This is a genomic window from Novosphingobium sp. ZW T3_23, from assembly GCF_044987305.1.
Classification (GTDB): Bacteria; Pseudomonadota; Alphaproteobacteria; order Sphingomonadales; family Sphingomonadaceae; genus Novosphingobium.
The window spans coordinates 17,377-41,900 of sequence record NZ_JBJDRF010000035.1 but is presented as its reverse complement, the minus strand read 5'-3'; the positions used below and the strand labels follow the sequence as shown (position 1 = coordinate 41,900).

The following is a 24,524-nucleotide window of genomic DNA, read 5'->3' as shown; positions in this document are numbered from 1 at the left end:
CCAACCAGATGTGGGGTGGACGGTTCGAAGGTGGACCGTCTGCAATCATGCGCGAGATAAATGCCTCGATCCCCTTCGACAAGGCATTGTGGCGGCAGGACATCGCCGCCAGCAAGGCGCACGTCGCGATGCTGGGCGCATGCGGCGTGGTTTCGGGCGAGGATGCGATCACGATTCGCGACGGTCTGGACAAGGTTGCGGCCGAGTACGAAGTCTCCGGCGTCCCGGAAAACTGGGATCTCGAAGACATCCACATGACCACCGAAGGCCGTCTGGCCGAGCTGATCGGCCCGGTCGCCGGACGCCTGCACACCGCCCGTTCGCGCAACGATCAGGTCGCCACCGATTTCCGCCTCTGGGTGCGCGATGCGGTCGATCAGGCCGATGCGGGCCTGGAAGCGCTCCAGCGGGCGCTCGTCACCCGCGCCGGTGAGCATGCCGATTCGATCATGCCCGGGTTTACCCATCTGCAAACCGCGCAGCCGGTGACGCTGGGCCATCACCTGATGGCCTATTACGAGATGATCGGCCGCGACCGTTCACGCCTTGCCGATGCCCGCAAGCGCATGAACCGCAGCCCGCTGGGCGCGGCGGCGCTGGCCGGCACCGGCTTCCCGATCGACCGTGTTATGACGGCGCAGGCGCTCGGCTTCGACGGGCCGACCGACAACAGCCTCGATTCGGTGTCGGACCGCGATTTCGCGCTCGATTACCTGATGGCCGCCGCGCAGTGCTCGCTGCACCTCTCGCGCCTGGCGGAAGAGTTCATCATCTGGGCCAGCCAGCCCTTCGGTTTCGTGGCACTGCCCGATTCGCTGTCCACCGGCAGCTCGATCATGCCGCAGAAGAAGAATCCCGACGCGGCAGAATTGGTGCGCGGCCATTCGGGTCGGATCGTCGGTTGCCTGACCAGCCTGATGATCACGATGAAGGGCCTGCCGCTCGCCTATTCGAAGGACATGCAGGACGACAAGCCGCCGGTGTTCGAGGCGGCCAGCCTGCTGGCGCTGTCGATCGCGGCGATGACCGGCATGGTCGCGGAAACCCGCTTCCGCACCGATCGCATGCGCGGCGCCGCCGAACTGGGCTTCGCCACCGCCACCGATCTTGCCGACTGGCTGGTGCGCGAAGGCAACATTCCCTTCCGCGAGGCGCACCATATCACCGGTTCTGCGGTGAAACTGGCCGAGCAGCGCGGGATCGCACTCGATCAATTGCCGCTGGACGATCTCAAGGCCATCGACAGCCGCATCGACGAGCGCGTATTCAAGGCGCTCTCGGTCGAGGCATCGGTCGCCGCGCGCAAATCGCACGGCGGCACCGCGCCCGAGCAAGTACGCCTGCGCGTGGCCGAAGCCCGGCTCGCGCTCGGTCTGGAGTAAGCCTGATGCGCAAGACTGCCGCCCTGATCCTGCTTCTCGCGCTTTCGGCCTGCGGCCAGAGGGCGGCGCTGGCATTGAAACCGGGGCAGCAGCTTCCGCCCGCACCTTACGGCCGCGAGCAGAAACCGGCCAGCTCCGAGCTGCTCCAGACGCCGACGCTGGCGATCCCCGAACGCAGCGTCGAATTGCGGACCCGCTCCGAGCCACGGAACGACGATCCCTTCGATCTTCCGCCTCCCGAATAAGCTTTCCGGCCGAACAAATTCCAGGCCGAATAGGCCTCTCCTATACAGAGATATCCATGGACCATTTTGCCCTGAATGACGGCGAGCTTTTCGCCGAGGACGTGCCGCTGGCCGCGATCGCCCGCGAAGTCGGCACCCCCGTCTACGTCTATTCCCGTGCGACGCTGACGCGCCACGCCCGCGTGTTCCGCGAGGCCCTGGCCGAACTGCCCAGCGTCCACATTGCTTTCGCCGTGAAGTCCAACCCGAACGTTGCCGTGCTGCGCCTGCTGGCGAACGAGGGCTACGGGGCCGACGTCGTCTCGGAAGGCGAGATGAACCGCGCGCTGGCAGGCGGCATCCCGGCTGCTGACATCGTCTTCTCGGGCGTGGGCAAGACACGCCGCGAGCTGACGGCCGCCGTGAAGGCGGGGATCGGCCAGTTCAACCTCGAAAGCGAGGAAGAGGGCGTGGAGCTGGCGGAAATCGCCGCTTCGCTCGGCCTGCGCGCGCCTTGTGCGCTCCGCGTCAATCCGGATGTGGATGCGCGTACCCACGCCAAGATTTCCACCGGCAAGGCGGACAACAAGTTCGGCGTTCCCTACGATCGCGCGGCCGGGATCTACGCCCGCCTTTCCGCCCTCGCCGGGCTGGATATGAAGGGTTTGGCCGTCCACATCGGCAGCCAGATTTCCGACCTCGAACCTTCGCGGCTCGCTTTCATCAAGATGGGTGAGCTGATGGAAGCGATCCGCGCCGAGGGGCTTTCGGTGACGCACATGGACCTCGGCGGCGGGCTCGGCGTGCCTTACAAGGCCAGCGATTCGCTGCCGACCCCGCAGGAATACGGCGCGATGGTCGTCTCGGTGGCGAAGGACTGGGGCGTTACCCTGATGTTCGAACCGGGGCGCGTGATCAGCGGCAACTCCGGCGTACTGGTCACCGAAGTGGTGCGCGTGAAGGAAGGCGTGGTGAACCCCTTCGTCGTCGTCGACGCGGCGATGAACGACCTTGCCCGCCCGGCCATGTACGATGCCTGGCACGACTTCGCGGCGGTGAAGCCCAATGGTCGGACGATGACGGCCAACATCGTCGGCCCGATCTGCGAAAGCTCGGACACCTTCGCGATGGGCCGTGAAATCGATGAAGTGGCAAGCGGCGATCTCGCGATCTTCCGCACCGCCGGCGCCTATGGCGCGACGATGGCGAACACCTACAACAGCCGCGCGCTGGTGCCGGAAGTCATGGTCGATGGCGGGAAGTGGGCGGTGGTTGCCGCTCGCATCGAACCCGAGACGATCCTCTCGGCCGAGACGGTGCCGGATTGGCTCGCCTAAAGCCAGCTTGGAGGGCGGTGGTTCATGATCGACAGCCTGCCGCTTTTCCACCGCATCGCCGGACGCCCGGTGGTGGTGACCGGCCAGGGCGAGGCGGCCGAGGCCAAGCGCCGACTTGTCGAGCGCGCAGGCGGACAAGTGGTTGGCAACCTCGCTGAGGGGATCGCGCTGGGCGCGCGGATCGCCTTCATCGCCGAGGAGGACGAGGCAGCCGCGCGCGAGGGCGTAACGCAGGCGCAGAAGGCAGGGCTGCTGGTCAATGCCCCGGATCGCCCCATGCTGTGCGATTTCACGGTGCCTTCCGTCCTCGACCGTTCGCCGGTTCTGCTGGCGATCGGAACCGGCGGGGCTTCGGCCGGGCTGGCCAAGCAGTTGCGTCTGCGGCTGGAAGCGCTGCTGCCGCAAACGCTGGGCGCGCTGGCGCAGGCACTTCTCGCGGCGCGACCCGCCTTGCGCGCCCGTTTTCCGGACGCGGGCGAGAGGCGCCAGGCGCTAGACGCGGCGTTGGGGCAGGGCGGCGCGCTCGACCCGCTGGGCGATGCCGGTCCGGAGCGCGTGGCGCAATGGCTATCGGGAGCGGATGACCCGGCAAGCGAAACCGTTGAGATCGTGTTGCGCAGCGCGGACCCCGACGACCTGACTTTGCGCGAGGCACGCCTTCTGGGCTCCGCCGACATCCTCCTTCACGAAGAGGGCGTACCCGCGGCCATCCTGGACCGCGCGCGCGCCGATGCCGGCCGTCGTGTCATCGGCGTGCAGGTGCGGCATGAAGAAACCGTTCGCGGTCTGCTCGTTATCCTGAGGGCCGCAGGGTAGGCGCTTAAACCCTAGAACATCCCGCCGGCGAGCGCGTCGATCGCGCCTTGCAGGATCACGGCCGCCGCGGCGGAATCGATCCGCGTCGCGCGCTTGGCCCGGCTCATGTCCTGTTCCAGCAGCCCGCGCTCCGCGCCGGTGGTGGACCAGCGTTCGTCCCAGAGCAGGATCGGCAGGCCGAGCGCGCCGAGATTGCGGGCATAGGCGCGGCTCGATTGCGCGCGCGGGCCTTCGGAGCCGTCCATGTTGAGCGGCAGGCCGATGACGATGCCCTTGATCGATCGCTCGCGGATCAATTCCATCAGCAGCTCGCGGTCGGCGCCGAACTTGCCCCGCTTCAGCGTCTTGCCGGGAGAGGCGAAGCGCCAGCCCGGATCGCAGAAGGCGGTGCCGATCGTTTGCGTACCAAGGTCCAGGCCAAGCAGCGCGCCGCCGGATTCGGGCAGGGCATCGCGATAGTCCAGCGCGCTGGTGGTGATCACTGTGCCTTCTGCCATGTCGCAACCCGTCTTTCGAAATCCGCGCGAAGGTTCGCCCAGAACAGGGTGACGTCATAGAGATGGTAGTTGTTTCCGGGAAGCACGTAGGGGCCCATGTTCAGCGCGGGAGGCGGTCCGATGTGGAGAAAGTTGTCGGGTCCGCAGGTGGCGGGGACGGTCGCTTTCGCCAGGGTGCCGCTGGCCGCGCGCGAATCGGGGCGGAATTCGGGAACCAGCGTGCCCAGATTGGCCGCCGCATCGGCGCTGCCACCCTCGCCCCCGGTCAGGGGATTGGTGCAGAGGAACGGGCTTGCGGCCACGCTCTGCCCGTCAAGCCCGGTGCGGCGGCCGTAGGCGGTGAGCAGCATCTTCGTATCGGCGGGATCGGCAACGGAGAGCCAGCTTGCAACGCAGCCCGTCTGTTCCGGCTTGGCGCAGGCAGGCAGGCCCATCTTCGGCAGATCGTGCGCCAGCGAAACCGGCCAGCCGATCACGTAGGCGGCGATGACGCGTTTGGCGAGGGGCTTGCCCGCCACGCGATCGCGCAGGACGCGGCGCAGCAGGAAGGCGCCCTGGCTATGCCCGGCGACCACGATGGGACGCCCGCGCGGCACGCTCTCCACGAACTGGTCGAAGGCGGCAAGAACGTCCGAAAAGGCCAGGTCGATGGCGCGGTTGGCTTCGGGCGCGCCAGTCAGGAACGCGCCGATGGCTGCCTGCCGGTAGCGCGGCGCGTAGATGTCGGCGCGGTTGAAGGGACTGGCCATGCCCTTGACGAACAGCGCCGCGCGATCCTGCGAGAAGGCGTCTGTCAGGTCTCCGTTCCAGGCGCTGCGCGCGACGAGGCTGGTGGGGTGGACGAAGAACACCGCCACCTTGAGCCGGGTTTTCGGCGCTTCCACCCCGGGCGGCAGCCAGCGCGAGGGATCGTCCGCCATGTCCGGCCGGGCGATCCACATCCCGGCGTCGCGCCAAGCCTCGGGGCCGAGTGCGTCCTTCTGTGCGTATTCGACGTTCGGGACGAAGGCCAGCTCGGTCAGGTCTTCCGACCAGAGGCGCAAGGCCACGAACAGGCCGATGACGATAAGGACAAGAATGGCAATGACGTAGAGGAACTTGCGAGCCATGCTTCAGGGTCTCGCCTGCCGGGCCGCGTTGGTCAAGCGGGGGCGGCCATGGTTGGCGCAGCGGCGATATCGCCGTGGTTGTCGGGGCCGTCGTCGTCCGGCCCGTCTTCCTCCAAAGTGCCTCGGCCGTTGCGGTCTGCCTCGCGTTCCAGCCAGATCTTGATCATGGCGACCAGCGGATCGGCCAGCGCCAGTCCGAGCAGGCCGAACAGCACGCCCATGACAAGCTGCGCCGCCAGCACCAGCGCGGGCGGCAGGTCCACCGTCTTGCGCGCGATCATCGGCACGATCAGGTAACCGTCGATCAGATGGATCAGCACATAGACGAAGATCGTGTAGAGCCCCATCTCGTAGCCGCCGGAAAAGCCGACCAGGATCATGATCATGCCGGAAATCGGCGCGCCGATGTTGGGCAGGAAGGCGAGAAGGCCGGTGATGAGGCCGAGCAGGGCGGCCATCGGCACGCCGTAGAATTGCAGCATCGCCCAGGTGAACAGGCCCTCCACGATCATGCCAATCAGGCGGCCGAACAGCAGGCGGCGCAGGGCCTGGCCCATGATCGCCGCCGTGGCCTCGAAGTGATCGCGACGCTCGATCGGCAGCATCCAGCCCACGCCGCGCCGATAGAGCCGAGGCTCCAGCGCGAAGTAGATCCCCAGCACGAGGATCAGGAACAGCGTGGTGAACACGCCGATCAGGCCGCCCACCACCCGCGTCACCTGGCCGATGCCGCCAACCGCCTCCTGGGCCATGCCCCGCAGGTCGGTGATGCGCGGCTGGATGCCGTGCGCGCGCAGCCAGGACAGTCCGTGACGGAACTGGCTTTCGATGGTGGAGGGAAGTTCGGCGGCCTGCAAGGCGATCTGGCTGCCGGCGAAACGGCCGACCCAAAGCAGGAACAGCATGGCCAGCAGCAGGACCAGTATAACGCAGACGCCGCGGGGCAGGGGAACGACCTTGCGCAGCACCCGCGCCCCGCCGTCTATCAGCGCGCCGAACACGATGCCGCCGAAGATCACCAGCAGCGATTGCGAGAGGAATACGGTCAGCGCCAGCAAGGCTGCCATGCCGATCCAGACGAAGGCCTTGCGCGCTTCGGTGCGGATCAGCGGATCGGAAATATCGGTGGGGCCCGCTCGTTCGGCAAGATCGCTTCCCGCCTCCTGCTTCGGCCCCGACGACATCAGTGCGATGCCTCCGACGTATCATTCCCTCGGGGCCAGGCTTTGGCAGGCTCGATCGGCGGACGCAGGCTTGTAAACGCCCGGCCGGGACGCAGCGCGCTCCACCAGGTCAACGGGTTCCAGCCCTGGGTGCCGTCCAGTGAGAAGGTGATGAATTCCGCCCGTCCGCCGACGTTCGACAACGGCACCGGGCCGCCCAGGCCGCCATTGGGCTGGCCGAACATGTCCGTTTCGAACGGCGCACGGCTGTCGGCCGAGCGATCGCGATCGTCGCCCATCAGGAAGACGTGGCCTTCGGGCACCTTGACCTCCGGGTAGTTGTCCAGTTCCTGGTTCAGGTAGTCGATAACCTGGTAACTGGCGCCGTTGGGCAATGTTTCACGGTAGGTCGGCATTTCGTAGACATCCCGGCCGCTGGGAAGGCGGGTGCGGAACTGTTCGAAGCCTTCGTAGCAGTGGCCCGGCTCGGCATCGCCCTCGCACTTCAGCGAATCGTCGGCGGCGATGCGGACCGGAGGCTCCATTTCGCGCGGTACGAACCTGCCGTTGAGCCGGATGCGGCCGTCGATCACGGCGATGCGGTCGCCGGGGAGGGCGACAACCCGCTTGATGAGGTCAGCCTTGCGGTTTCCTGGCACGACGATGACGATGTCGCCGTATTCCGGCGTGCGGCCCAGCAAACGCCAGGTGCTGCGCGGCAGGAGATGGAAGCTGATCGAGGACCAGTTCCAGCCATAGGGATACTTGGAAACGACCAGCCGGTCGCCCACCAGCAGTCCCGGCATCATCGATATCGAGGGAATGTAGAACGGCTTGGCGATGAAGGAATGGAATGCCAGCACGCCCAGCAGCATCAGCGCAAGGCCGCGCAGTTCCTGGAACCAGTTGACCTTGTCCGCAGCCGGCGGGGCCTGCACGGGCGCCTGGCTGAGGGTCGGCTTCGGCTGTTGGATCATGTCCCGGAGATACTCGGCGTCAGGATGGGGAGAGGGGGCGCGCTTCGATGATCACGAAGGCTTGCGCCCATGGATGATCGTCCGTGAGCGTGAGGTGAACCACGGCCTCGTGTCCGGCTGGAATCATGGCGTCCAGCCGCTCTTTCGCGCCGCCGGTCAGAGCCAGCGTCGGCGCGCCCGAGGGGGCGTTCACGACACCGATGTCCTTCATGAACACGCCGGCCTTGAAGCCGGTGCCTACCGCCTTGGAGAAGGCCTCCTTGGCGGCAAATCGCTTCGCCAACGTACCGGCCACGGTGTGGGGACGCCGCGCGGCCTTCGCCTGCTCCACTTCGGTGAAGACCCGCTGGAGAAAACGCGCGCCGAATCGGTCGAGCGAATTCTGGATTCGCTCGATGTTGCAGAGGTCGGAGCCGAGACCGATAATCATGAAATTTCCGGTCCTTTCAGCGAACCTCGTCCATCAACTGGCGCATTTTCCGGACGCTCGTTTCCAGCCCGCAGAATATCGCCTCACCGATAAGGTAGTGGCCGATGTTCAGTTCCGCCAGTTGCGGAATCGCGGCGATCGGCTGCACGTTCTCGTAGGTGAGGCCGTGGCCGGCATGGGGCTCGATGCCGTTCTTGGCGGCCAGCGCGGCCATGTCGACGATACGGCGCAGTTCCACCGCCACCTGCTCGCCTTCGGAATGGGCATATTCGCCGGTGTGGAATTCCACGACCGGCGCGCCAAGCTTCATGGCGGCCTCGATCTGGCGCGGTTCGGGGGCGATGAACAGGCTGACGCGAATGCCCGCGTCGGAAAGCCGCGCGACGATCGGTGCCAGGCGGTTATGCTGCCCGGCCGCGTCAAGCCCGCCTTCGGTGGTGCGTTCCTCGCGCCGTTCGGGCACGATGCAGGCCGCGTGCGGGCGGTGGCGCAGCGCGATCTCGAGCATCTCCTCGGTCGCGGCCATTTCCAAGTTGATCGGCAGCCCGGTGGCGGAAGCCACGCGTTCCAAGTCCTCGTCCCGGATATGGCGGCGGTCCTCACGTAAATGCACGGTGATCCCGTCACCCCCTGCCTCGGCCACGATGCGCGCGGCGCGCGCCGGATCGGGATGCTCCCCGCCCCGCGCGTTGCGGATGGTGGCGACGTGGTCAATATTGACGCCGAGGCGCAGGCGCGCGGGGGTGAGGACGTTGGCCAAGGTCGTGAATCCCTATTTAGTGGAACCGCTCAGGGCTGGGCGCGGCTGCCGGGCTTGATGGCGGGCGTGGCGGCCAGTTCGGCCGGCAGTTCGTCGGCCGCGTAAGTCGGGAAGTTGAGCGCCACCAGTGGGAAGAAGGGCACGCCCAGATCCACCGCGCCCGCAGACCGGTCGATCAGCGAGGCGGCCGCGATCACCTCGCCGCCGGCTTCCTCGATCGCCTTGATCGCCTCACGGCTGGAGAGGCCGGTGGTCACCACGTCCTCCACCATCAGCACCTTGTCGCCGGGTTCGAGGCTGAAGCCGCGGCGCAGTTCGAAGGTGCCGGTCGGCCGCTCCACGAACATCGCGTCGACCTGGAGCGCCCGGCCCATTTCCTGGCCGATGATCACGCCGCCCATGGCCGGCGATACGACCTTGTCGATGGCCTTGCGAATATCGTGGGGGAGTTTTGCGGCGAGCGCCACGGCGAGTCGCCCGGCACGGTCCGGGTTCATCAAAACCCGCGCGCACTGGAGGTAGTAAGCGCTGTGCCGACCTGAGGAAAGCAGGAAATGCCCTTCAAGCAAGGCCTTGCTGGCGCGGAACTCGGCGAGGACTTCTTCTTCCTGCATCGGGGGGTAATCCTTTGGTGCAAATTGCAATGTTCTGGCGGAGCGAGATGGCCTTCCGCGTCAAAAATCCCCTAGAGGCGCTTGAGACGGGCGGCAAGGCCGCGTATAGCCCCTTGTCAACGGGGGCAAAAAGCCTCCGCAATAGGGGTGCGCGCTTGGGAGGCGACTCACTTGCGCGATCAAAAGAAAACGGAAGCGCTGTAACCATGATATTGGGCAAAACCGTTCCTACTTTGGGCGAGGCTGCAAAGGCTCTCGGTCTGTATTCTGTTGCTACAGTGGCGTTTTCGTCAGTTCTGGCAGTACCTTCGGCCTTCGCGGCGCCTGCCGCAGAGGCAGCGGGCACGGCAGCGGTCTCGGCAGCCGCCACCGGCAGCTATACGCCGATGAAGCCGACGCCGGGCATCGGCATGCCGGTGGAAGGCGGCATCGGACTTCAGCAGCAATTTTCCAAGCTCGGCGAATATGGCGAATGGATCCATGACGGCGTGCTGATGCCGATCATCACGGTGATCACGCTGTTCGTGCTGCTGCTCCTGGTGATCATCGTGGTGCGCTACAACCGCCGTGCCAATCCGGTCGCTTCGAAGACCAGCCACAATACCATCCTCGAAGTGGTGTGGACGCTGGTACCGGTGCTGATCCTGATCGGGATCGCGGTGCCCTCGATCGATCTCATCGCCAAGCAGTACAAACCTGCTCCCAAGGGCGCGCTGACCATCAAGGTCACCGGCAACCAGTGGTTCTGGACGTACGGCTACCCGGACAACGGCGATTTCGAGGTCGTCTCGAACATGCTCAACCTGCCTGGCCAGCCGACCATCAACAATGGCGTGCGCGAAGTGGGCTCCAAGCCTTGGGACGGTCCCTCGCACCTTGAGGTGGACAACCGCATGGTCGTTCCGGTGGGCGAGCCGATCCGGCTCCAGATCACCGCGGCCGACGTGATTCACTCCTTCGCCGTGCCCTCGCTGTGGTTCAAGCTGGACGCCGTGCCCGGCCGCATCAACGAGAAGGTGCTGCTGGTGGAAAAGCCGGGCGTCTACTACGGCCAGTGCTCCGAACTCTGCGGCGCCAAGCACGGCTACATGCCGATCGCGGTAGAGGCGCTGCCCCGTGCGCAATACGATGCCTGGGTCCTGACCCATGCCGGCGGCGTGATCGACGGCCAGGCCAAGCCTGCCGCCGCCGCCGATACAGGTGCTGCGCCTGCCGCCGTCGCCACGGAAGAAGCATCGGAGGCTCCGGCCGCCGATGCCACCGCCGCAGCTACTGCCGAATAAGAGCGAATCGAAGGACAGGCCCCGACCATGGCAACCACCGCTCCCGAGCATTTCCAGGGCAATGTGGATCACCACGCCCATTCAGATCACGACCATAAGCCGAGCTTCTTCGCGCGCTGGTTCATGTCCACCAATCACAAGGACATCGGCACGATGTACCTGATCTTCGCGATCTTCGCGGGGATCATCGGCGGCGCCTTCTCGGGCATGATGCGCGTCGAACTGGCCGAACCCGGCATCCAGTATCTCGACATCTTCGCCCGCTGGTTCGGCGCGACCAATCCGGACTTCAACTCCACGCTGCATGTCTGGAACGTCCTCATCACGGCCCATGGCCTGATCATGGTGTTCTTCATGGTCATGCCGGCAATGATCGGCGGCTTCGGCAACTGGTTCGTACCGCTGATGATCGGCGCGCCGGACATGGCCTTCCCGCGCATGAACAACATCTCGTTCTGGCTGACCGTAGCGGGCTTCATCTCGCTGCTGTGCTCCGCCTTCGTGCCCGGCGGCACGGGGCTTGGCGCCGGTACCGGCTGGACCGTCTATGCGCCGCTCTCCACCAGCGGTTCGCCTGGCCCCGCCGTGGACTTCGGCATCTTCGCGCTGCACCTCGCCGGTGCCGGCTCGATCATGGGCGCGATCAACTTCATCACCACAATCCTCAATATGCGTGCCCCCGGCATGACCATACACAAGATGCCGCTCTTCGTGTGGTCGATGCTGGTCACCGCGTTCCTGCTGCTGCTCTCGCTGCCGGTCCTGGCCGCCGCGATCACCATGCTGCTGACCGACCGCAACTTCGGCACCACCTTCTTCGATCCCTCGGGCGGCGGCGATCCGGTGCTCTACCAGCACCTGTTCTGGTTCTTCGGCCACCCCGAAGTCTACATCATGATCCTGCCGGGCTTCGGCATCATCTCGCAGATCGTGTCGACCTTCTCGAAGAAGCCGGTCTTCGGCTATCTCGGCATGGCCTATGCCATGGTCGCGATCGGCGTGGTGGGCTTCATCGTCTGGGCGCACCACATGTACGCCACCGGCATGTCGGTGAACACGAAGATGTATTTCACCGCCGCCACCATGGTCATCGCGGTGCCGACCGGCGTGAAGATCTTCTCGTGGATCGCCACGATGTGGGGCGGATCGCTGGAGTTCAAGAGCCCGATGGTCTGGGCCTTGGGCTTCATCTTCCTCTTCACTGTCGGCGGCGTGACCGGCGTGGTGCTGGCCAACGGCGGCGTGGACGATGTGCTGCACGACACTTACTACGTCGTCGCCCACTTCCACTACGTGCTTTCGCTGGGTGCCGTCACCGCGCTCTTCGCCGGGTTCTATTACTGGTTCCCGAAGATGAGCGGCCGTATGCATTCCGAATTCCTCGCCCACGTCCATTTCTGGATCTTCTTCGTCGGCGTGAACATGATCTTCTTCCCGATGCACTTCCTCGGGCTGCAGGGCATGCCGCGTCGCTATCCGGACTATGCGGAAGCCTACCAGCACTGGAACCACGTCGCGACGATCGGCTACATGGTCATGGCCAGCAGCCTGGTGATCTGGTTCATCAACATCGCCTATGCCTACCTCGCCGGCCGCAAGGCGGAGGACAGCTACTGGGGCGAAGGCGCGACCACGCTGGAATGGACGCTGACCAGCCCGCCGCCGTTCCACCAGTTCGAGACGCTCCCGGTGATCGAGGAAGCGGTTCACCATTGATCGATGTGCCGCCCCGGATCCGCTCCGGGGCGGCGCTCGATTTGCAAGGATCTCGCTTTTCGGGGCTTTGCGCGTTTACGGGGGCAGGTGTATGGGCCCAGCCATCATGACGACAACGAGTCCCTCCCAAGCCGCCGCCCTGCCGGCCGACTGGCGCGATCTTCTCGCGCTGACCAAGCCGCGGGTGATGAGTCTTGTCATCTTTACCGGCCTCTGCGGCTTGCTGGCCGCGCCCGAGCGAATCAATCCGGTCATCGCCTTCACGGCGATCCTCTGCATCGCCATGGGCGCGGGCGGTGCCGCAGCGCTCAATCAGTGGTGGGAGGCCGATCTCGATGCCGGGATGAAGCGGACCGCGAAGCGGCCGCTGCCGCAGGGCCGCCTCGATCGCACCACTGCGCGCGATTTCGCGGGTATGCTCTGCGCCGTGTCGGTGTTCCTGATGGGTTTCGCCGTCGGTTGGCTGCCCGCCGCGATCCTGGCGATCTCGATCGTCTACTATGCGGTGATTTATACGATCTGGCTCAAGCCGCGCACGCCGCAGAATATCGTGATCGGCGGCGGCGCCGGCGCCTTCCCGCCGTTGATCGGCTGGGTGGCGGTGACGGGCCATGTCACGCTGATGCCGGTGCTGCTCTTCGCCATCATTTTCTTCTGGACGCCGCCGCACTTCTGGGCGCTCGCGCTCTTCGTGAAGAGCGACTACGCCAAAGTCGGTATTCCGATGATGCCGGTCGTGGCGGGGGAGAAGGCGACGCGCCAGCAGATCCTGATCTACGCCGTGCTGCTGCTGCCGCTTTCGGTACTGCCCTGGTGGATCGGCGGAACCGGGGCGATCTACGGTATTTCGGCCATCGCCCTTTCCACGCTGTTCCTGGCGCTCTCGATCCGCGTTGGACTGCGCGAGCGCAGCGGCGCGGAAGACACGATGAAGCCGGAAAAGCAGCTGTTCGCCTATTCAGTGCTCTACCTCTTCGCACTCTTCGCAGTGCTGGTGGTGGACCGCTTCATCGTCCTTTAGAAAGGTTTCGGCATGACCGACGTCCAGCAGCCCGATCCCCGCACGCCCGAAGAGATTCGCCGTAGCCGCAACCGGGTGCTGGCGCTCAGCCTGGCGGGGTTCGTGGTGCTGGTGTTCTTCATTTCGATCGCGAAGATGAGCTGATGGTCCAGGCCGTCGCCCCTTCCGCCAGCCCTTCAAGCCGGAGCAACCGCCGGGTCGGTTTCATCGCCCTGTCGATGGCTCTGCTGATGCTGGGTCTCGGTTACGCATCGGTGCCGCTCTACCGCATGTTCTGCCAGGTGACCGGCTACGGCGGCACCACCCAGCGCGCCGACGAGGCGAAGGCGGCGGGTGTGCAGGTCACCGACAAGACGATGTCGATCCGCTTCGACGCCAATGTCGAGCGGGGCATGAACTGGCAGTTCAAGCCGCTCCAGCACACCGACACGGTGACCATCGGAGAGCGGGACATGGCGCTTTTCTGGGCCAAAAACGATTCCGACAAGGTGATCACCGGAACCGCCAGCTTCAATGTCGAGCCCGAGCAGGCAGCGCGCTTCTTCAACAAGATCCAGTGCTTCTGCTTTACCGAGCAGACGCTCCAGCCCGGCGAGGCGGTGAAGATGCCGGTGATCTATTACGTCGATCCGGCGATCCTGAACGACCCCGACAACAAGGACGTCGAGCAGATCACGCTGAGCTACACGTTCCATGTCACCAGCGTTTCGGATGCAAAGACACTGGACCACGATCGAACGGGCGGTTAAGTCCCGGTACGGGAAACAAATCACGGGGGGAGCATTACCCCACCGGAAGAATCGAACACGAAGTTTCGAGAACGGGGACGAAGGCACCATGGCCGGTACCAAGAATCACGATTACCACATTCTTCCGCCGGACATCGCGCCGCTGGCGACCACCATCGGTGCGCTGACATTCACGTCGGGCATGGTGCTGTTCATGCACGACATGGCGGGCGGCAAGTTCGTGCCCTGGCTGGGTCTGGCGATCCTGATCGCCGCGATGTTCATGTGGTTCTCCAAGATCATCAAGGAAGCCCACGCAGGCGATCACACGCCGGTGGTGCAGCTTCACCAGCGCTACGGTATGATCCTGTTCATCGCTTCGGAAGTGATGTTCTTCGTCGGCTGGTTCTGGGCGTTCTTCGACTTTTCCCTGTTCCCCTCGACGCTGGCCGAATCGGTCGGTGGCCAATGGCCGCCCAAGGCGATCGAGGCGGTGATGGACCCCTTCGACCTGCCGCTGCTCAACACGCTGATCCTGCTCTGCTCCGGCACCACGGTAACCTGGGCGCACCACTCGCTGATCCACGGCGACCGTGACGGGCTGAAGAAGGGCCTCTGGGCAACGATCCTGCTCGGCGTGCTGTTTTCGTGCATCCAGGCCTACGAGTATATCCACGCGCCGTTCCCCTTCGGCCAGAATACCTATGGCTCGGCGTTCTACATGGCGACGGGCTTCCACGGGTTCCACGTCATCGTCGGCACCATCATGCTGATCGTCTGCCTGAAGCGTACCTACAACGGCGACTTCACGCCGCGCCAGCACTTCGGTTTTGAAGCCGCGGCCTGGTACTGGCACTTCGTCGACGTGGTGTGGCTGTTCCTGTTCGTGGCCGTCTACGTCTGGGGCGGCTGGGGCTATCCCACGCACTGAGCCGGTCGCCGTTCGGATACGGCAGCCAAGGTTCCGAAGAGGGCAGCCGGATGCCGGTCTGCCCTCTTTCCTTTTAAAGCGTCCAAGGAAAGCCATGCGCCGATTTCCCATCCTTGCCACCCTGCTGGTCCTGATCGCGGTAGGCACGATGATCGCGTTGGGCTTCTGGCAAATCGGCCGTCTTCACGAGAAGGAAGCCCTGCTGGCGCACTATGCCGATGCGCGGGGGCCGGCGGAGGAAGTCGATTGGCCGCGTGACGCCAGGGGCCAATCGGACTTGCTCTATAGGCATGCCCGTCTCGATTGCGTGGCGGTGAATGGCCGTTCGAGCATCGCCGGTCGCAACGCCAAGGGCGAATCGGGCGCAGCACAGACCGCCGACTGCACTCTGGCAGACGGGACCAAGGCGCTCGTCGTGCTCGGATGGTCGCGACTACCGATGGCGGGCGGCTGGAACGGCGGAGAAGTCCATGGCGTGATCGCACCCGGTCCGAGGCTGGTCGCTTCGCCGCCGCTTGCCGGGCTAGATGCCAATGCCGTTCCCGATCCCGCCGAAATCCCGAACAACCACTTTGCCTATGCGGTGCAATGGTTTGTCTTCGCCGCGACGGCGCTGGTCATCTATGGGCTGGCGGTGAGACGGCGGCGCACGTCCTGAACCGTCTCCGCCATTTCGCTTCACACGGCTTTAGGAATTGTTCTCGCCAAACCCCAACGACAGGCTTTTCATTTCGCGCCCCTGCGGCTAACCGCGCCTCCATGGACTATATCAGCACCCGCGGCAGCGCACCGGCGCTCGATTTCGAAGGCGCCACGCTCGCCGGACTTGCTTCGGACGGCGGCCTCTATGTGCCGCGTGAGTGGCCGCGCTTTTCGGCAGAAGAGATCGCCGCCCTGGCGGGCCTGCCTTATGCCGAACTCGCGGCGAAGATCATGTTCCCCTTCGTCGAGGGCAGCCTGACCTATGACCGCCTGCTGGAACTGACCACCCAGGCCTACGGCCGTTTCGCGCACAAGGCGGTGACGCCGCTGAAGCAGCTGGACGAACAGCAGTGGGTGCTGGAACTGTTCCACGGTCCGACGCTGGCCTTCAAGGACGTGGCGCTGCAACTGTTGGGTCTGCTGTTCGAGGAATTCCTCGGCCGCTCGGAACGCAACCTGACGATCGTCGGCGCGACCTCCGGCGACACCGGCTCGGCCGCGATCGATGCGGTGGCCGGGCGCGCCAAGGTCGATATCTTCATGCTGCACCCCAAGGGCCGCGTGTCCGACGTGCAGCGCCGCCAGATGACCACGGTGCTGGCGCCCAACGTTCACAACATTGCCATCGACGGTTCGTTCGACGACGCGCAGGCCACCGTGAAGCGCATGTTCAACGACAAGGCGATGACCGATCGCTTCGCCATCGGCGCCGTGAACTCGATCAACTGGGCGCGCCTGATGGCCCAGGTCGTCTACTACTTCGCCGCCGCGCTCCAACTGGGCGCGCCGCACCGCAAGGTCGCCTTCTCGGTGCCGACCGGGAACTTCGGCGACGTCTTCGCGGGCTATGTCGCCGCGCAGATGGGCCTTCCGGTCGAGAAGCTGATCGTCGCCACCAATGTGAACGACATCCTCCACCGCGCGCTGGCCGATGGCGACTATTCGCAGGGCACCGTCACGCCGACCGCCGCGCCCTCGATGGACATTCAGGTCTCGTCGAACTTCGAACGCCTGCTGTTCGACCTGGGTGGCCGCGACGGCAAGGCACTGGCCGAGCAGATGGCCGGGTTCGAAGCCAGCAAGGCCATGCAACTGACCAATGCGCAGCGTGAAGGCGCCGCCGCGTTGTTCTCATCCGCCCGCACCGACGCCGACGAGATGTCGCAGGCCATCCGCTGGGCTTGGGAGAACTGCGGCGAACTGATCGATCCGCACACCGCCTGCGGCCTCTTCGCGGCCCGCACTGCCGGTATCGACGCGAGCATCCCGGTCGTCACGCTGGCCACCGCGCATCCCGCCAAGTTCCCGGACGCCGTAGAACGTGCCACCGGCCAGCGCTCGGGTCTGCCCGCACGCGTCGGCGACCTGTTCGAACGCGAAGAGAAGTGTGTCGACCTGACCGGCGACTACGATTCGATCGCCGCTTTCGTGGCCGAGCACGCGAGCCCGAAGATCTGATGGCACGCCTGGAAACCCAGCCCGTCATCCTCGCCGGAGAGGGCTGGGACGATTACGGCCTTGTCGATTCGGGCCACGGCCGCAAGCTGGAGCGCTACGGCGATTACCGCTTCGTGCGTCCCGAACCGCAGGCGATGTGGACCCCGCGCCTCGAAAACTGGGATGCGCACGGTGAATTCGTGCCCGGATCCGACGAGGACGGCGGCGGCAGGTGGCTATTCGACAAGCCGGTGCCGCGCGATGGCTGGCCGCTGGCGTGGAACGAGGTCAGCTTCACCGCGCAGTGCACGCCGTTCCGCCATCTCGGCTTCTTCCCGGACATGGCGCCGGTGTGGGACTGGATGCGCGAGATGCTCGCGGGCCGCGACTATGCCAATACGCTGAACCTGTTCGGCTATACCGGCGTCGGCACGTTGGCACTCTCGGCGCATGGCCCGGTTACGCATGTCGATGCCTCGAAGAAATCGGTCGGCCAGGCGCGCGAGAATGCGGCACTGGCGGGGCTGGAGGATCGCCCGGTCCGCTGGCTGATCGACGATGCCGCCAAGTTCGCCGCGCGCGAAGTGCGCCGCGGCAAGCGCTATGACGGCATCATCCTCGATCCGCCCAAGTTCGGCCGCGGCCCTACCGGCGAGACCTGGCGCCTGGAGGAAAACCTCCCCGGCCTGCTCGCCGATTGCCGCCAGCTTCTGGACGGCGACAGCAAGTTCCTGTTTCTCACCGTCTATGCCGTGCGCATGTCCTCGCTGGCGCTGGCCGGCCTGATGGAAGAGCTGTTCCGCGATCTGCCCGGCACGATCGAGCACGGCGACCTTTCCGTCCGCGAAGACGCAGAAGGCCGCCTCCTGCCGACGGCAATCTTCGCGCGCTGGCGCAATAACGGCTAAGGCGCGCTCCATGACCGATTCGCTCCTTCTCGAAGTCGCCGATTTCGAACACGACGTTCTCACCGGGATCTACTCGGAAGAGACCGGCAAGCCGCAGCCGCTGCGCTTCACCATCCAGGTTTCGATGAGGCCGATCGAGCGCTACACGCCCGATACGCCGCTGACCGAGAGCAAGAACTACATGGACCTCAAGTTCGCGGCCAGCGAAGCGCTGCCCCGCGGCGTCCATTTCAAGCTGATCGAGGCCGTGGCCGATCACGTCTGCGAGACGCTGTTCCTCCAGGACGCGCGGATCACGGCGGTGACGGTGAAGATCGTCAAGCTCGCCATTGCCGAAGCGGGTGAGAAGATCGGCATTACGCTCACCCGGCAGCGCCGTTGAGCGTGATCCTGCGCGTCGGCCCGCTTGCGGAAAGCCCGCTCGATGCCGCCGCGCAGTTTCATGCCGAAGTCCTGCCCGAGATTCGCGGCGCGCTTGCGGGGCGGGCGCACCTTACGCTCGTGTTCGCACCCGCCGGGCACGGCCATCGTGGCTGGCGGCTGGCGGCAGTGCAGGAACTGGCCCGCCATCACGCTCCCGCGCGGGTCAACGCCGTGGCCGGCTCACGGGAAGAAGCCCTCGTGGCAGCGGCGGAATGGCTGGCGCAGGCCGAAGGCATCACCGGGCAGTACCTTGGCCTTGATGAAACCGGTGCGGGGAGCGTAGTATCCCCGCAGCAATGAGCACCGCTTCGCCTCTCGTGGACCAGTTCCGCCGCCGCATCACCTACCTGCGGCTGTCGGTGACCGATCGCTGCGACTTGCGCTGCGCCTATTGCATGCCCGAGCGCATGACCTTCCTGCCGCGCAAGGACGTGCTCACGCTCGACGAACTTCACGATCTGTCGCTGGGCTTCATCGCCCGAGGCGTGACCAAGCTGCGCCTCACTGGTGGAGAGCCGCTGGTTCGGCGCGACATGATCGAACTGGTCCATGCCCTGGGCCGCAAGCTGGGCGATGGCCTGGAAGAACTGACCCTTACCACCAACGGCACGCGTCTGGCCGAATTCGCCGAAGCCCTCGTCGCGGCAGGGGTACGGCGCATCAACGTCTCCCTCGATACGCTCGATCGCGCGATGTTTCACAAACTGACCCGGCGCGATTCGCTGCCGCAGGTGCTGGAAGGCCTGGCGGCGGCAAAGGCGGCCGGGCTTCGGGTGAAGCTGAACACGGTGGCGCTGAAAGACCTCAACCAGGCGGAGATTCCGGAACTCGTCGGCTGGGCGCATGGCCAGGGCTTCGATGTCACGCTGATCGAGGTGATGCCGCTGGGTGAAGTGGAGGAAGACCGCTTCGATCATTACCTGCCGCTTTCGGACGTTCGCGCCGATCTGGAACGGCGCTGGACGCTTGACCCCAGCACGCACCGTACCGGCGGCCCCGCGCGCTATTTCGACGTGGCGGAGACGGGCGGCAGGCTGGGGCTGATCACCCCGCTCACCCAGAACTTCTGCGAGGGCTGCAATCGCCTGCGCGTAACCGCCACCGGCCAGCTTTACGCCTGCCTCGGCGGGAACGAAAAGGTGGATCTGCGCGCGGCACTGCGCAGCGAGAACCCCGCGACAGCTCTCGATGCCGCGCTCGATACCGCAATGCGGATCAAGCCCGAGCGCCATCATTTCGCCATCGACCGGCGCGGCGAGCAGCCGGCGCTATCGCGGCACATGTCGATGACCGGCGGCTGACGGGATGGCTTTGCAACTCGTGTTCCTGGGGCGGCTGGAGGATATCGCCGGCAGTGCCAGCCGGGAGGTTCCTTTCGCGCCTTCGCTGGCGGCGGTCGTCGGGGCGCTCGAGGCGGAGCTTGCCCAGGCGCTTGAAGGACCGCGCATCCGCCATGCCGTGAACGGTGCGCTGGTGCAGGGCGATGCGGCTCTGCACGACGGTGACGAAGTGGCTTTCCTGCCTCCCGTTTCAGGCGGCTGAGATGAGCGCCGATGTCCGCCTTCTTGCCGAACCGTTCGATCCGGCGGAAATCCTGCGCAGCTTCACCGCCGGTCTGCCGGGAGCGGGCGGCATCGTCAGCTTCCTCGGCCAGGTTCGTGCGGGAGGGGGCGTGGAAGCGCTGGAACTGCGGCATTACGAGCCGCTGACATGGCCGGCCATGCAGCAACTTGCAGGGCGGGTCACGGGGCGTTGGTCGCTGGACGGACTGATCGTGATCCACCGCAGCGGCACGATGCTGCCGGGCGAACCCATCGTTTTCGTAGCGGCCGCCGCGCGCCACCGCCGCGACGCCTTCGCGGCGGCCGACTTCGCGATGGACCATCTCAAGAGCGAATCGTGGTTCTGGAAGCGCGAGAAAGTGGCTGGTGCATGGCGCTGGATCGAACCGCGCGATCAGGACATCGAGGATCTCGCGCGCTGGGCGTGAATCCCGGAACAAATTTCGACCTGTCGGCGGCGATTTTTGACCGGCGTCAAATCCTTCTCGCGCATGTTCGGCTCATGGGTGTCGCAGAAGATAGCGATCCCGCCGCGCGTATCGGGGCAGTTTCATGCGAAGCGGATCGAATCTTCGAGCGGAGGGCCGGTGACAGGCGGGGAGACCATGCAGGCCCTCGTGCTTCCCGTGCTGATCCTTGGGATGAGGGCCGGTGTTCGCCGTCGCTCGCCGCCTGGGGCGTTCGCCTCCTGATCGATGACCTGGGCCGGGGGGCTTTCAGGCGCGATCCGTCCGCTTGGAGAACCCCTCCCCGACCGGGGAGGGGTTTTTCGCATCAGGACTTCAGGCGGGCATCCAGCGCGGTGACAACGTCGTTCTGCGTATTGACCAGCCCCTGCACCTGGCTGCGCGCCGTATCGATGGCGAGTGCGCTGGGCGATTCTTCCACCGGTTCGGACTGACGGGCATCGGCATAGAGCGAATCGAGGTCGGCCAGCGCCGCCACGGCCCTGTCGCGGCTGGCCTGGAGCGCGGCCACGGCCACTTGCGCGGAAATCCACGAATCGCTTGTCCGCGATGCACCGGCCGCGGTGGAGACGGCGCGCTCCGCTGCGGGCCGTTTCCCGGCGAACTGCTTGTCCGCATCGCGCGCCACGGCCACCAGTCCATCGATTCGGGTGGAAAGGTCGGCGGTCGGCGGAGGCATCGGCACGGGGACGGGTTGCGGTTCCGCTGCGGCGGGCATCGCACTGCGCTCGACGTCGCGATAGGCGAGGGAGGGGTAGCTGCCGGCCGTGGAGCAGGCCGCAAGGCCAACGGGCAGGAGCAGCGTGAGGAAACGGGCTTTTGCGCGGATCATGCCCGTGCCATAGCACGTCACCGTCCAATCGCGAGCGTCAATCGGCCGAAGCCGGAACGTTCGTAATTGGGTTTCGTGGCAGAACCGCGTCACTCCTTGGTTGACACGAATCGGCCGCTGGACTAACGGCACCCTTCTTTCCGGTACCTCGTGAAAACGAGAATGCCGGCGCGTCGCCCGCAAGGCTCCACGGTTCCTTCCTGGACCAGAGCGGCCGGGGCAGAGTTGTTTCGGCCTGTTTAGGGCTCATTGATATTAGGTAAGGGCACCATGTTCGCAGTTGTGCGCACGGGCGGCAAGCAATACCGGGTTGCCGCCGGAGACAAGATCGCGGTTGAAAAGCTGGCTGGTGAAGCCGGTGAGACCATCACGCTGGGCGACGTTCTGCTCGCCGGCAACGAAGGCGAAGTCGCCGATGCCTCGAAGATCACGGTTTCGGCCGAGATCATCGCTCAGGCCAAGAGCGAAAAGGTCGTGGTGTTCAAGAAGCGCCGCCGCCACAACTATCGTCGCAAGAACGGCCACCGCCAGCAGATGACCCTGCTGCGCATCGTGTCCGTCGCCTGAGCCAAAGATCGGAAGGACTGAGCAATGGCACATAAGAAAGCAGGCGGTTCGTCGCGCAACGGTCGCGACTCTGCGGGCCGCCGCCTTGGCGTCAAGAAGTTCGGCGGTCAGGAAGTGATCGGCGGCAACATCATCATCCGTCAGCGCGGCACCCGCGTGTATCCGGGCGTGAACGTCGGCATCGGCAAGGATCACACCTTGTTCGCGCTTGCCGAAGGTCGCGTGCGTTTCCACGATGGCAAACTCGGCCGTAAGTACGTGTCGGTAGATGCCATGGCAGAAGCCGCCGAATAATCGGATGGTCGATAAAAGGGCCATCCCGACGGGATGGTCCCGCCGATCTTCACGGGTCGGCTGAACGAGGGAGAGGGGCCAGCCCGTCTCCCTCTTTTCGTGTCTCCTTCCCGCACGGCGCAACCGTCTCGACGAGCGACTAACCCGTACAATTCGTTACGAATTTACAGGGATATTTCAGGCTCTTCGGACGTTGTGCGTAATCGCAATGTCACGCGCAAATCGTATGGAAAGCGCGGGGCGGATGAGTGGAGATACTCTATGTTCGTTCGCAGCGAGCGGCTGTTTCTGCGGCCCGGCTGGCCCGAAGACCAGGATGAACTTCTGGGCCTGATCGCCGATGAAAGCGTCGTGCGCAACCTGACGCGCGCGCCCTGGCCCTATACCGGCGAAGATGCCCGGCGCTTCCTCGACGCGCCGCAGGACATGATGCTGCCGCGCTTCCTCATCACCCAGCCCGGCGCGCACGGGACGCGGATCATCGGCTGCATCGGCCTGTCGGTTCTCGAAGGCCAGACGAACCTCGGCTATTGGATCGCCCGCGACCAATGGGGGCAGGGTTTCGCCAGCGAAGCCGTACGCGCGGTTCTCTCGCTGGCGCGCGCGATCGGCCACAAGCGGATCGTCGCCAGCCATTTCGCCGACAACCCGGCTTCGGGTCGCGTCCTGGAGAAGAACGGCTTCCGTCCGACCGGCCTGGTAACGGAGCGGTTCAGCGAAGGTCGCGGCGCAAGCTGCCTGTCGCATGAGTACGCGGTGGACCTCGATTCGCCGGTCAATTGCGACGACGATTTCCCCAAGACCCGCCTCGGCGGCACGCAGAACCTCGCCTCCCGACGCGCGGCCTGATCCCTCGTCCCTGCCCGTCGTGCGGGGATGGTGCAGCTTCTCCCTTGAAAACGAGCGATTTTCGTCCGTGAGCGATGCTTGCGAAAGGCGCCGTATCTGGCGAGCCCGAAACCTGCCCCCGACACAGCAAAAGCCGTGCAAAGCAACTGGCTTTGTGCATAGTATGGAGCGCAAAAATAATAAAACGGAGAACGATTCCATGTTCGTCCGCACGGAGAGACTGTTCCTGAGGCCCGGCTGGCCGGAAGATATCGACGAGCTTGTCGATGCGATTTCCGACGAGGCGGTACAGCGTAACCTGGGCGTGGGCGAACTGCCGCGTTCCACCCATGCCATGCGCGATTATCTGACTAGACCGCGCGATCCGCGCCTGCCCCACTTCTTCATGTACCTGCGGACCCCCGGCGGCCCCAAGCTGGTGGGCGGCATCGGCCTTGGCCGAATCGAGGACGACGTGGAGCTGGGCTACTGGATCGCGCCGTCGCATCGCGGGCGGGGCTTCGCACGCGAGGCGGTGCGGGCGGTTCTGGCGCAGGCGCGAACGCTGGGGCATCGGCGCGTGGTCGCGAGCCAGTTCGCGGACAATCCGGCTACGCGCAACGTGCTGGAGGAAACCGGCTTTGCTGACAGCGGCACCGAGCGCGAGCGTTTCAGCCAGGGGCGCGGCATGCCGGTGCGAGCGCGGATCTATGTCGCCAATCTCGAAGCCAAGCCGTTCCAGTATGCGGCGCGGGACCTGTCGCTTCAGCCCTGAAGGTCGAGCCATTTGGGCGCGAGCATCGGATCGATGTCGTCCACGCGCAGATGGTCGATGGCGAAGCCAAGCTCGGGATAGGCCGCGCGCTGCCGCTTTTCGTCCGATCGGGCCAGCGGCACGACGATCAGGCGGCGGTTGACCTTCTGCCGCCAGTTCATGCGCGCCGTGTTTTCCTGCCCGACGTAGCAGCCCTTGGTGAAGCTGACGCCGTTCAGCTCGACCGCGTTGCACTCCAGCCAGAGCGTCTCGCCATCGCCCAGTTCGGCGCGACCTTCGGGAACGCCCATGGCCAGGCGATGGGCCCGCCACGCCGCGTCCACGCCTTCGGCTTCCGACGGATCGGTGGAATCGATCGGCGCGATCCAGCGTTCGCCCAGACCGTGATGGCGAGGGTCCGGCGCGGCGCCGTCTCCGGTGTGGGGCCGCCAATGCACTGCCAGCGAATCGTCGCGGGCGATGTCGATGGCGCGGCGCAGGCGATACATCGACAGACGCTTGACTAGGGCATCGGCGGCATCTGCCTCGCAGTCGATCAGGATACTCTTGCCGCCCGGCCAGACGATGAAGTCGAACAGCGCCTTGCCCTGCGGGGAAAGCAGCGCGGCCCAGGCGGGCAGCACGCCCTGCACGTCGGCGGTGACGAGCCCTTGCAGGAACGCGGCGACGTCTTCGTTCGAATCAGGGCGGGGGGAAAGCCGGATAACGGCGCGGTCGAACAGGCGGCTTGCAGTCATGGCC

At 65.4% G+C, this 24,524-nt stretch carries 31 protein-coding genes; 22 read left to right on the top strand and 9 right to left on the bottom strand.

Annotated features, from left to right (window positions below; genetic code table 11):
- Positions 1-8 precede the first annotated feature (8 nt).
- The 4 genes from argH to ACI3K3_RS17135 are packed head-to-tail and all read left to right on the top strand — an operon-like array spanning position 9 to position 3,759.
- On the top strand, positions 9-1,382 hold the full coding sequence (gene argH / locus ACI3K3_RS17150) for an argininosuccinate lyase (protein WP_404915841.1): 1,374 nt from the start codon (positions 9-11) through the stop codon (positions 1,380-1,382).
- A gap of 5 nt (positions 1,383-1,387) precedes the next feature.
- Positions 1,388-1,627: a hypothetical protein gene (locus ACI3K3_RS17145; RefSeq protein WP_404915811.1), complete on the top strand. Its 240-nt coding sequence runs from the start codon at positions 1,388-1,390 to the stop codon at positions 1,625-1,627.
- A gap of 56 nt (positions 1,628-1,683) precedes the next feature.
- Positions 1,684-2,943: a diaminopimelate decarboxylase gene (lysA, locus tag ACI3K3_RS17140; RefSeq protein ID WP_404915809.1), complete on the top strand. Its 1,260-nt coding sequence runs from the start codon at positions 1,684-1,686 to the stop codon at positions 2,941-2,943.
- A 24-nt stretch (positions 2,944-2,967) separates the two neighbouring features.
- Entirely contained in the window at positions 2,968-3,759 is a 792-nt protein-coding gene (locus ACI3K3_RS17135; RefSeq protein WP_404915807.1) for an NAD(P)-dependent oxidoreductase, read from the top strand.
- A gap of 11 nt (positions 3,760-3,770) precedes the next feature.
- Here the strand turns inward: ACI3K3_RS17135 and ruvX are convergent, their stop codons facing one another.
- The 7 genes from ruvX to pyrE are packed head-to-tail and all read right to left on the bottom strand — an operon-like array spanning position 3,771 to position 9,309.
- A complete protein-coding gene (ruvX, locus tag ACI3K3_RS17130; RefSeq protein ID WP_404915805.1) occupies positions 3,771-4,256 on the bottom strand; it encodes a Holliday junction resolvase RuvX in 486 nt (161 codons plus the stop codon).
- Complete coding sequence (locus ACI3K3_RS17125) at positions 4,238-5,365, bottom strand: DUF3089 domain-containing protein (RefSeq protein ID WP_404915803.1); 1,128 nt, start codon at positions 5,363-5,365, stop codon at positions 4,238-4,240. The genes ruvX and ACI3K3_RS17125 overlap by 19 nt, the downstream gene beginning before the upstream one ends.
- A 32-nt stretch (positions 5,366-5,397) precedes the next feature.
- Complete coding sequence (locus tag ACI3K3_RS17120; protein ID WP_404915801.1) at positions 5,398-6,549, bottom strand: AI-2E family transporter; 1,152 nt, start codon at positions 6,547-6,549, stop codon at positions 5,398-5,400.
- Positions 6,549-7,505, bottom strand: a complete 957-nt coding sequence (gene lepB, locus ACI3K3_RS17115) for a signal peptidase I (protein ID WP_404915799.1) — start codon at positions 7,503-7,505, stop codon at positions 6,549-6,551. Before lepB ends, ACI3K3_RS17120 begins: the two co-directional genes overlap by 1 nt.
- 19 nt (positions 7,506-7,524) lie before the next feature.
- Positions 7,525-7,935 (bottom strand): holo-ACP synthase, encoded by a 411-nt coding sequence (gene acpS, locus ACI3K3_RS17110; protein ID WP_404915797.1) that lies wholly within the window; start codon positions 7,933-7,935, stop codon positions 7,525-7,527.
- 16 nt (positions 7,936-7,951) lie between these two features.
- Positions 7,952-8,695: a pyridoxine 5'-phosphate synthase gene (locus ACI3K3_RS17105; protein WP_404915795.1), complete on the bottom strand. Its 744-nt coding sequence runs from the start codon at positions 8,693-8,695 to the stop codon at positions 7,952-7,954.
- A 29-nt stretch (positions 8,696-8,724) separates the two neighbouring features.
- A complete protein-coding gene (gene pyrE / locus ACI3K3_RS17100) occupies positions 8,725-9,309 on the bottom strand; it encodes an orotate phosphoribosyltransferase (RefSeq protein ID WP_404915793.1) in 585 nt (194 codons plus the stop codon).
- A 206-nt stretch (positions 9,310-9,515) separates the two neighbouring features.
- Between pyrE and coxB the strand changes: the two genes are divergently transcribed.
- The 14 genes from coxB (at position 9,516) to ACI3K3_RS17030 (ending at position 20,448) form a co-directional block, all read left to right on the top strand.
- Positions 9,516-10,592, top strand: a complete 1,077-nt coding sequence (coxB, locus tag ACI3K3_RS17095; RefSeq protein WP_404915791.1) for a cytochrome c oxidase subunit II — start codon at positions 9,516-9,518, stop codon at positions 10,590-10,592.
- A 27-nt stretch (positions 10,593-10,619) separates the two neighbouring features.
- Positions 10,620-12,308, top strand: a complete 1,689-nt coding sequence (gene ctaD / locus ACI3K3_RS17090; RefSeq protein ID WP_404915789.1) for a cytochrome c oxidase subunit I — start codon at positions 10,620-10,622, stop codon at positions 12,306-12,308.
- 106 nt (positions 12,309-12,414) lie between these two features.
- A complete protein-coding gene (locus ACI3K3_RS17085) occupies positions 12,415-13,329 on the top strand; it encodes a heme o synthase (protein ID WP_404915787.1) in 915 nt (304 codons plus the stop codon).
- 12 nt (positions 13,330-13,341) lie between these two features.
- Positions 13,342-13,473 (top strand): hypothetical protein, encoded by a 132-nt coding sequence (locus tag ACI3K3_RS17080; RefSeq protein ID WP_404915785.1) that lies wholly within the window; start codon positions 13,342-13,344, stop codon positions 13,471-13,473.
- Complete coding sequence (locus tag ACI3K3_RS17075) at positions 13,473-14,078, top strand: cytochrome c oxidase assembly protein (RefSeq protein ID WP_404915783.1); 606 nt, start codon at positions 13,473-13,475, stop codon at positions 14,076-14,078. The genes ACI3K3_RS17080 and ACI3K3_RS17075 overlap by 1 nt, the downstream gene beginning before the upstream one ends.
- 88 nt (positions 14,079-14,166) lie before the next feature.
- Positions 14,167-14,988 (top strand): cytochrome c oxidase subunit 3, encoded by an 822-nt coding sequence (locus ACI3K3_RS17070; protein ID WP_313434135.1) that lies wholly within the window; start codon positions 14,167-14,169, stop codon positions 14,986-14,988.
- A 94-nt stretch (positions 14,989-15,082) separates the two neighbouring features.
- Positions 15,083-15,646 (top strand): SURF1 family protein, encoded by a 564-nt coding sequence (locus tag ACI3K3_RS17065; RefSeq protein WP_404915781.1) that lies wholly within the window; start codon positions 15,083-15,085, stop codon positions 15,644-15,646.
- Between the two features lie 101 nt (positions 15,647-15,747).
- Positions 15,748-17,148, top strand: a complete 1,401-nt coding sequence (gene thrC, locus ACI3K3_RS17060; protein ID WP_404915779.1) for a threonine synthase — start codon at positions 15,748-15,750, stop codon at positions 17,146-17,148.
- Positions 17,148-18,035 (top strand): class I SAM-dependent methyltransferase, encoded by an 888-nt coding sequence (locus ACI3K3_RS17055; protein WP_404915777.1) that lies wholly within the window; start codon positions 17,148-17,150, stop codon positions 18,033-18,035. The genes thrC and ACI3K3_RS17055 overlap by 1 nt, the downstream gene beginning before the upstream one ends.
- Before the next feature lie 10 nt (positions 18,036-18,045).
- Positions 18,046-18,417: a dihydroneopterin aldolase gene (locus tag ACI3K3_RS17050; protein WP_404915775.1), complete on the top strand. Its 372-nt coding sequence runs from the start codon at positions 18,046-18,048 to the stop codon at positions 18,415-18,417.
- 2 nt (positions 18,418-18,419) lie between these two features.
- Entirely contained in the window at positions 18,420-18,758 is a 339-nt protein-coding gene (locus tag ACI3K3_RS17045; RefSeq protein ID WP_404915839.1) for a Rossmann fold domain-containing protein, read from the top strand.
- Complete coding sequence (moaA, locus tag ACI3K3_RS17040; RefSeq protein WP_404915773.1) at positions 18,755-19,759, top strand: GTP 3',8-cyclase MoaA; 1,005 nt, start codon at positions 18,755-18,757, stop codon at positions 19,757-19,759. Before ACI3K3_RS17045 ends, moaA begins: the two co-directional genes overlap by 4 nt.
- Before the next feature lie 4 nt (positions 19,760-19,763).
- Complete coding sequence (locus ACI3K3_RS17035) at positions 19,764-20,000, top strand: MoaD/ThiS family protein (protein ID WP_404915772.1); 237 nt, start codon at positions 19,764-19,766, stop codon at positions 19,998-20,000.
- 1 nt (position 20,001) lies between these two features.
- Complete coding sequence (locus tag ACI3K3_RS17030; RefSeq protein ID WP_404915770.1) at positions 20,002-20,448, top strand: molybdenum cofactor biosynthesis protein MoaE; 447 nt, start codon at positions 20,002-20,004, stop codon at positions 20,446-20,448.
- 346 nt (positions 20,449-20,794) lie between these two features.
- Here ACI3K3_RS17030 and ACI3K3_RS17025 read toward each other — a convergent pair whose 3' ends face one another.
- A complete protein-coding gene (locus ACI3K3_RS17025; RefSeq protein WP_404915768.1) occupies positions 20,795-21,319 on the bottom strand; it encodes a hypothetical protein in 525 nt (174 codons plus the stop codon).
- Positions 21,320-21,589: 270 nt separating this feature from the next.
- Between ACI3K3_RS17025 and rplU the strand changes: the two genes are divergently transcribed.
- The 4 genes from rplU (at position 21,590) to ACI3K3_RS17005 (ending at position 23,783) form a co-directional block, all read left to right on the top strand.
- The gene (gene rplU / locus ACI3K3_RS17020; RefSeq protein ID WP_021233963.1) at positions 21,590-21,886 is read left to right on the top strand and encodes a 50S ribosomal protein L21; all 297 of its coding nucleotides are present in this window, start codon (positions 21,590-21,592) and stop codon (positions 21,884-21,886) included.
- Positions 21,887-21,910: 24 nt separating this feature from the next.
- Positions 21,911-22,180, top strand: a complete 270-nt coding sequence (gene rpmA / locus ACI3K3_RS17015; RefSeq protein WP_313434120.1) for a 50S ribosomal protein L27 — start codon at positions 21,911-21,913, stop codon at positions 22,178-22,180.
- A gap of 261 nt (positions 22,181-22,441) precedes the next feature.
- Complete coding sequence (locus ACI3K3_RS17010; protein ID WP_404915765.1) at positions 22,442-23,029, top strand: GNAT family N-acetyltransferase; 588 nt, start codon at positions 22,442-22,444, stop codon at positions 23,027-23,029.
- A gap of 199 nt (positions 23,030-23,228) precedes the next feature.
- A complete protein-coding gene (locus ACI3K3_RS17005) occupies positions 23,229-23,783 on the top strand; it encodes a GNAT family N-acetyltransferase (RefSeq protein WP_404915763.1) in 555 nt (184 codons plus the stop codon).
- Here ACI3K3_RS17005 and ACI3K3_RS17000 read toward each other — a convergent pair.
- Entirely contained in the window at positions 23,774-24,520 is a 747-nt protein-coding gene (locus tag ACI3K3_RS17000) for a YgfZ/GcvT domain-containing protein (protein WP_404915761.1), read from the bottom strand. The two genes, ACI3K3_RS17005 and ACI3K3_RS17000, sit on opposite strands and share 10 nt — an antisense overlap.
- Positions 24,521-24,524 lie beyond the last annotated feature (4 nt).